The following is a 6,839-nucleotide window of genomic DNA, read 5'->3' on the forward strand; positions in this document are numbered from 1 at the left end:
GAGAAAACTGCTGAGTCTTTTGGGTTTGAGCTAGTTGCTAAAACTCCACAGTTAGATTGAGTTTCTTAGGAGGACTTAAGCTTTGAGCCAGGGATTTCAATCCCTGGCGGACTAAGGCGATAGGTGCAAAATATTAGGTGACAGCAATGAATATGAATGTATTAGAGCGCGATTTGCGTTTGGAAATGCTCAACAGTCTCCTCACAACTCCTCACCGCCAATTAGAAAAAGTAGCAGAAATTCACAAGTTAATTATCGAATTAGATCCGATTTTTTACGGTCATTTAGCAGTGTGGTATCAGCGTCAAGGCGACGTGCGCGATCACAAGGAAGTTTTTGCCGGAAACTTGCTAACTTCGGCGCTGACGGAACACCGAGATGCCGGTTTTATGATGCTGCAAGAGTTCCCTCCCTACGAGGTTTCGCGGATTGTGGACTTTATGAAGCGGCACCAGAATAAGGTGCCTCGCAGCGCGCGCACTGCTGTCACTCGCTATCTGAAATCGCGGGAAAAGAATGCACAGTTTTTCGATCGCGCCGCCATCCGCAACCGCAAGGCGATGAAGCATTTGTACGCAACGCTCCACGTCAAGCCGAGCGATCGCGCTAATGCTATCCTGTTTAAAGACAATCCGCCGTCCGACTCTCTGGCATTCGTTTTGAAGCAGTTAGCAAAAGCGGCGACACCTGCGGAACAGGCGAATTTGATTGTGGAGTACAAGATTCCGTATACGATCGCAGTTGGTGCGATCAAACAGCTAACGCCAACAGTTTTGGCAGCGCTGATTAACTCGATGTCGCCGCAGGAAGTCATCAACAATTTGAAATCGATTCAGTCGCGCGGCGCGATGGATCACGCGGAAGTGAAGCAGTTGATTGACTCGAAGCTGGATGAAGCAGCAAAGTGCGATCGGGTTTCTGCTTACAAAGCGAGTGTTGCGGGCGCGGGGGCGAACTTCGACGCAGCAACGGCGGCGAAGCTGGAAGCGGTGACAAACGAACAGGTGAAGAAGCGCGGCAAGATTGCGAAAGCAACCGGTTTGTTGATTGACAAGTCTGGTTCGATGGAAAGTGCGATCGAAGTTGGGAAGCGTCTCGCTGCTTTGATTTCCGGCATTTCCGAGGCTGAACTGTTCGTTTATGCCTTTGACACCATGCCGTATCCAGTGCAAGCAAACGGCAGCGAATTGACAGACTGGGAACGCGCTTTCAAGCACATTCGTGCTGGCGGCGGCACAAGTTGCGGTTGCGCGGTGGAAGCAATGCGAATTAAAAAGCAGGTTGTCGAGCAATTCATTATGGTAACAGATGAAGGCGAAAACGCTGCACCTTATTTTGCGGATGCTTATCAGAGTTACTGCCGCAGTTTGGGGGTAATTCCTGATGTTGTGATTGTGCGAGTTGGTGCTTGGTGCGAATATGTCCAGAAGCAATTGAAGGACAAACAAGTATCGGTGGAAACCTTTACGTTTGCCGGGGATTATTACTCGTTGCCGAATTTAGTGCCGATGTTGAGTCGTCCTTCCCGACTGGAATTGTTGATGGAAATTCTGGATACGTCGCTGCCGGTAAGGAATGACAAGTGATATAATGGAGTATAGCTCGTCAGTTAATCTGGCGGGCAATGCTCGCAAATTTAGTGGGAGTTAGAATTGTATGTCAAATGAGATTACATACACTGATGCTGAAGCAAATTTAGAAAATCTCTGCGCTCGCGCTGTTGAAACTGGGGAAGTAATAATTATTACTAGACCTAACGGCAAAAATGCGATTTTGATTTCTAAGGCCGAACTAGAAAGTTTGCTAGAAACTCTTTATTTGCTGCGAGCGCCCGTTAATGCAACTCGTTTGCTGACAGCATTAAAGAGAGCTAAAGCAAGAGTTGTTCAACCTCAGACACTTGATGAAATTTGCAAAAAATTTGGGCTTGATGAAGAGGATGATACTGAAAATGAGGTAGCGATCGCCAGTTAAATCATTGATGACAGAATCACAATCTTCTACTATACTCTAAACTTGGGAGGAGCAGTTGGTGACTTCAATATTAATCAAAGATTTAGCAACCGAATTAGAGCTTTTCACCGAAGATCCCGTGGAAAGATTTATTACCAGCGGGGTAAGTTGGCAACAGTATGAACAACTACTGACTCAACTCGGAGATAGTCCTTGGTATCGGGTTACTTATTTAGATGAAGTGCTGGAAATTATGGCCCCAAGTCGCCGTCACGATCGAGATAAAACCAATATTGGGATGCTGCTAGAAGCGTATTTTCAAGAAACACGGACTCGGTTTTGGGGATTGGGTTCAACTACCTTTCGCATTCAAGCAAAAAAGGGCGGTACAGAACCGGATGAGTGCTATTGTATCGGTACAGAAAAAGAATTTCCTGATTTAGCGATCGAGGTTGTACTCAGCAGTGGCGGCTTGGACAAGTTAGCAGTTTACAAAAAGCTCGGAATTATAGAGGTTTGGTTCTGGAAAAATCGGCGCTTTGAGGTTTATCATCTTCGGGGAGAGGAATATGAAAAAATGCAGCAAAGCGAGTTGTTGCCGAATTTGGATTTATCAGTGATTGCAGAGTATGTACAACGGCCTGACCCCCTTGAGGCTGTGTTGGAGTTTCGGGAAAGAGTTAGAGAAAATTTAAGGGGAAGTTGAGATTTAATATCGTTCTTTACTCGCAAACATCTCCCTCAATATCCTCAAGCGACAACTTTTTACCTTTTTTCAATTATTCTCTAATTTGAGCAATAATTTCTTGTAATTCTGGATTAGCGATGGATGACACTAACTGGGAATCCGCACCCGCCAAAGCAGCGCGTAACTTTTCCGAAGTCAGTGCGGGATATTTTTCTAACACCTGCTGTTGAGTCCATCCCCCAGCAAACAGCCCCAACAAAAATTCTACAGATAATTGAGTTTCTGGTGCTGCTGGTTGACTTGTTGAAGTTTTGGGTTCGAGATGAATGAGCTTTCGCCAGTCCATTGTTTTACTTAAACGATTGGGGAAGATTCCGCCGATTATACTGCATTTGGGCACAGTAGAAACACGGGCCTCGTTGACTGATTGTGTAACATGATACGGCAGGTAATACCACTTTAGATTTTAGATTTTAGATTTTAGATTGGGAATCACTGATGACAACCAGGGTTTAGAGTTTGGCGACTGTGGCATTTTTTTTGAGCTGGTGTCATTTCCCCATTTTGCGATTAAATTGTTATTACGATCGCAGTACAGCACTTTCTTATAGACTAGACTAATGGGGTAGCGACGGGGCGATCGCCCTTTTTCCTTTTGTCCGTTTCAATACCAAACCGCGTTAGCGTTAGCGAAGCGATCCGAAGGAAAGCCCGCCCCTACGGGGGCTACGCCAACGAAGAGGATCACGCTAAATATCAACCCACTGTGCAACCCACTGTCTAACGAACTGTGCCATCCACAGTGCAACCCACAATACAACTACTTTAACTTCTTAAAACTATGGGAAAAAAGTCGAAAGCCAAAAAATCCCAGGTCAAAAAATCCAGTTTGCTCTCCCAGCGACTGCAAGAAGCTCTCGATCGAGGCAGTAAAGTTTGGATTAAAACAAATAATAGCAGTTTCGGCGGCATCCCGATTAATTTGTTCGGGGAGTTTGCGGAACTTTTGGTGATAGTTCCCCCTAACGAACAGGCGGAAAATATCGATGCTTACGGACAAGTTACGTGGCTGATTCGACTCTCTGATATTATTGCACTCGCTTACCCTACTGAATATTGGTCTAAAGATAGATTAGAAAGTTTGCTGCCACCAGATGCAGTTACTTCCGAAGTAGGAGATTAACTGCGTAGGGTGTGCATTGCGTACCCTAATTTTAGCTGAGTTGTATTTGGTATGGTGTGCATTGCACACCATACATTTACTATTTTTTAAGCTGTTTTAGCAGCCAACATATACACCTCTTCCACCGATTTTTATCAGTTTAATTAGTTGTTGCAAGCTGAAAGCTGCACTTTACAACTGCCGCCCTCTAGTTCGCTGCAACCCGCGAGAGCTTGAGCTTCTGCTGCGGCTTTATCGTCGCCCCAGCCCGCACCTGCTCCTCCTTTGCCTACGGCGATCGCTCCACAATTATTACTATTAGATGTCAGCGGTTCGCAGTCGTTAGCACCTCCGCTTTGTTCATTGCAAGCGGCTACTGCTGCGTTTAGTGCTTCTTTCTCCGTAGCATGATCCCAACTAATACCAGTGGCGTCAGAAGTCGGAGAATAAGCAGTAGCTCCATAGCTGTCCTGAGCTTTAGCTACCTGGACTGAGCCAAAAAGAGGAAGTGTCAAAGCTGTGACTACAACCCACTTAGAAAAAAGCTTTTGCAGCATATTTACGCGATATATCTACAAGGTTAAATTGGGAGGTTCGCTCAATATTATATTAGGGTATTGATTCGCGTCAACAGTATTGATAAATCTTTATATTTATTTAATTTAAAAGTGTGTTAGGTAAAAAAGTTAAGACAGGACTTACCCATTCCGATGCCTAGAAACCGGGTTTTTTAGCGAATCGGCGGGCGGGAACGAAATATTTTTGTAAAAAACCCGGTTTCTGATTCCCTATGCGTAAGTCCTGTAAGATGAAGGAGGTCAATTCAGTGGCAGATATCCGCAAAATTCTCAGCCAACTCGCTGCCCAAGAAGCGCACCTACTCGATACTCAATTCCTGGCTCCTTGCGTGCGTGGGGGAAGCGTGCGGATAAGAGTTAGCTCAATGGTTTATACTTTTGTACCGCAGCCACAAAACTTTGAAGGATGGGCTATTTTTGCGCCATTAAATGAGAAAATAGCTGCGGTAATTGAGGAGCCGAGTTTGCCGCAAGTGGCCGAGTATTTGCAACTCCTCCTCCCCGTTCGCTTGCACTTGGCTTACGTGCTGCAAGGGCAAACCTGGCTGGCTTATCCTGTTAACGAATCTGATGCTAAACAGCGCACGGGTGTAGCGAAACCAGTACCAGTCCATTTAGTAACTGAAGGTTCGCAGTTTGAGCCGATTGTTGCGCGCTGGGACGGTCATTGTTTGTGGTTTGAAGAGATTGACAGGCGCGCCGATCCGCTGCCATCTGAGAAGTTAAAAGTAGCTTTAAAAAAGTTGATTTTGCCTCAAGAAGTTCGCTTTAAAGGGATGACGCCGGAAATGCGAACTGTTTACGAATTGGTGTCCCGAAATATTAAAGATTTCGATCCAAAAGTGCGGGATGAACAGCGCTTGCAGCGGGCGTTGAAAATGGGCGGCGGTGAATTGCGGGATTTTTGCGATCGCGAAAATTATTGGCTGGTTGAATGGACTAGCGGAACCGGAGAACACCACACTTCTGCGATCGCCAAAAATGACTTGACTGTTATGAGTGCTGGCATTTGTCTCAGCGGATTGGACAAAGACTTCGACTTGCATTCATTGGTTGGAGTCGTCGAAAATCGATAATTCTTGATTACCATGAGTATATTTTTTCACGAACAACTTTACAGAAGTGCCGCCGTGATGTCACAGATCAAAAATTTCCCGGTAACGGTGTGCGGGGCGGGCGCTTTGGGTGCGAATATTACAGAAAGTCTGGCGCGATCGGGCTTTTGTCAGTTAAAAGTCATCGATTGCGATCGCATCGAGGAACGCAACCTTTCCACTCAACCCTATTATCGATCGGACATCGGCGCATTCAAAGCCAAAATTCTCGCCAACCACCTCTACCGCGCTTTGGGAGTCAGCATTGACGCGCACTCAAAAGAATTGACACCCGCAAATGCCGATCGGCTGCTTGTCAACAGCGCCACAGTCATCGATACTTTTGATAACAGTGTCGGGCGACAAGCAGTCAAGGATTACTGTGCGAGTGCCTCCCTTCCCTGCGTGCACGTCGGATTAGCTGCCGATTACTCCGAAATAATTTGGAACCAACACTATCGGGTTCCTTCAGCGACGAATGATGACGTTTGCGATTACCCGCTGGCGCGAAACTTGGTAATGCTGACAGTTGCAGTTGCCTGCGAAGTAATTGTTACCTTTGCTGCTACCAAAGAGCAACAAAATTTAACTTGCACGATCGGAGATTTTGCAGTAAAGCCACTTATATTGTAGAATGTCGGTTGACTGTTGCCAGAAACCAGGTGAATCGAGATTGGATGCACCCATCCCAGAAACCCGGTTTCTCACTCTCAAACAATCGTCAAACTTGCAAAAAACGCTTGAGAAAATTAACAGGGAAAGTATGGCGGGAACACAGACTTTTTATTATTTACTAGCAATTCTCGGTCTATTAGTTTTGACTGGCACAAGTAGAGCCAACTATGCAGCGAGCTCCGCAGTTTGCCACACAGATGATTGCCATCAACCAGTAGTGAGACACCATAAAAGGATTTTAAAATGCGGCTCGAAAGGGGCAGATGTTAAGAAACTGCAAAAATTGTTGAACGCGCGGGGCTTGTCCCGACACCCGATCGTAATTGATGGCGTTTTCGGTCCGACAACCGAAAATGCAGTGAAAAGATTTCAGCGACAAGCGGATATTCCTGTAGACGGAGTTGTGGGAGGCAAAACTTGGGACAGACTGTTTGCTAGTTTGTAACTTTAAGCACCGGACAACAAAGGTTCCTAAGTCAGTCGATTTTAGATTTTAGATTTTAGATTTTAGATTTACTCGATCGCAGATGAATCTGGAAGCTTAAACTCTGTAATCTAATTTTTTTGCTCGACCCTCGATCGCCTCGGAAAGCAAGTAACTGTGTTTGGGTCAAGTCAGTCGATTTTAGATTTTAGATTTTAGATTTTAGATTTACTCGATCGCAGATGAATCTGGAAGCTTAAACTCT

At 45.6% G+C, this 6,839-nt stretch carries 9 protein-coding genes; 7 read left to right on the top strand and 2 right to left on the bottom strand.

The window, feature by feature from the left end; genetic code table 11:
- Positions 1–146: 146 nt before the first annotated feature.
- From QUB20_RS25135 to QUB20_RS25145, 3 genes are all read left to right on the top strand, one after another.
- On the top strand, positions 147–1,586 hold the full coding sequence (locus tag QUB20_RS25135) for a hypothetical protein (RefSeq protein WP_333250356.1): 1,440 nt from the start codon (positions 147–149) through the stop codon (positions 1,584–1,586).
- A gap of 70 nt (positions 1,587–1,656) precedes the next feature.
- On the top strand, positions 1,657–1,974 hold the full coding sequence (locus QUB20_RS25140; protein WP_333250330.1) for a type II toxin-antitoxin system prevent-host-death family antitoxin: 318 nt from the start codon (positions 1,657–1,659) through the stop codon (positions 1,972–1,974).
- Positions 1,975–2,032: 58 nt separating this feature from the next.
- Positions 2,033–2,659, top strand: a complete 627-nt coding sequence (locus QUB20_RS25145; RefSeq protein WP_333250332.1) for a Uma2 family endonuclease — start codon at positions 2,033–2,035, stop codon at positions 2,657–2,659.
- A 73-nt stretch (positions 2,660–2,732) separates the two neighbouring features.
- Here QUB20_RS25145 and QUB20_RS25150 read toward each other — a convergent pair whose 3' ends face one another.
- Entirely contained in the window at positions 2,733–2,987 is a 255-nt protein-coding gene (locus QUB20_RS25150; protein WP_333250334.1) for a DUF433 domain-containing protein, read from the bottom strand.
- Between the two features lie 495 nt (positions 2,988–3,482).
- Between QUB20_RS25150 and QUB20_RS25155 the strand changes: the two genes are divergently transcribed.
- On the top strand, positions 3,483–3,824 hold the full coding sequence (locus tag QUB20_RS25155; RefSeq protein ID WP_333149124.1) for a hypothetical protein: 342 nt from the start codon (positions 3,483–3,485) through the stop codon (positions 3,822–3,824).
- Positions 3,825–3,967: 143 nt separating this feature from the next.
- On the opposite strand, the gene QUB20_RS25160 is transcribed toward QUB20_RS25155, so the two are convergent.
- Positions 3,968–4,360 (bottom strand): DUF4189 domain-containing protein, encoded by a 393-nt coding sequence (locus tag QUB20_RS25160; RefSeq protein WP_333053569.1) that lies wholly within the window; start codon positions 4,358–4,360, stop codon positions 3,968–3,970.
- A gap of 269 nt (positions 4,361–4,629) precedes the next feature.
- Here QUB20_RS25160 and QUB20_RS25165 point away from each other — a divergent pair, with 269 nt between their 5' ends.
- The 3 genes from QUB20_RS25165 to QUB20_RS25175 all read left to right on the top strand — a co-directional run bounded on the left by QUB20_RS25165 (position 4,630) and on the right by QUB20_RS25175 (position 6,595).
- Complete coding sequence (locus QUB20_RS25165) at positions 4,630–5,457, top strand: hypothetical protein (RefSeq protein ID WP_333291730.1); 828 nt, start codon at positions 4,630–4,632, stop codon at positions 5,455–5,457.
- A gap of 12 nt (positions 5,458–5,469) precedes the next feature.
- Positions 5,470–6,108, top strand: a complete 639-nt coding sequence (locus QUB20_RS25170) for a ThiF family adenylyltransferase (RefSeq protein ID WP_333250338.1) — start codon at positions 5,470–5,472, stop codon at positions 6,106–6,108.
- A 130-nt stretch (positions 6,109–6,238) separates the two neighbouring features.
- Positions 6,239–6,595 (top strand): peptidoglycan-binding domain-containing protein, encoded by a 357-nt coding sequence (locus QUB20_RS25175; protein WP_333291732.1) that lies wholly within the window; start codon positions 6,239–6,241, stop codon positions 6,593–6,595.
- Positions 6,596–6,839: the final 244 nt, after the last annotated feature.

Origin of the sequence: Microcoleus sp. B4-C2 (assembly GCF_036705265.1) — a bacterium.
Taxonomy (GTDB): Bacteria; Cyanobacteriota; Cyanobacteriia; order Cyanobacteriales; family Microcoleaceae; genus Microcoleus.

What these genes read in the sequence shown, in the direction of transcription:
- QUB20_RS25135 (WP_333250356.1), top strand. Translation starts at nt 147, where the DNA reads ATGAATATGAATGTATTAGAGCGCGATTTGCGTTTGGAAATGCTCAAC.
- QUB20_RS25175 (WP_333291732.1), top strand. Translation starts at nt 6,239, where the DNA reads ATGGCGGGAACACAGACTTTTTATTATTTACTAGCAATTCTCGGTCTA.
- QUB20_RS25160 (WP_333053569.1), bottom strand. Translation starts at nt 4,360, where the DNA reads ATGCTGCAAAAGCTTTTTTCTAAGTGGGTTGTAGTCACAGCTTTGACA.
- QUB20_RS25170 (WP_333250338.1), top strand. Translation starts at nt 5,470, where the DNA reads ATGAGTATATTTTTTCACGAACAACTTTACAGAAGTGCCGCCGTGATG.
- QUB20_RS25155 (WP_333149124.1), top strand. Translation starts at nt 3,483, where the DNA reads ATGGGAAAAAAGTCGAAAGCCAAAAAATCCCAGGTCAAAAAATCCAGT.
- QUB20_RS25150 (WP_333250334.1), bottom strand. Translation starts at nt 2,987, where the DNA reads ATGGACTGGCGAAAGCTCATTCATCTCGAACCCAAAACTTCAACAAGT.
- QUB20_RS25140 (WP_333250330.1), top strand. Translation starts at nt 1,657, where the DNA reads ATGTCAAATGAGATTACATACACTGATGCTGAAGCAAATTTAGAAAAT.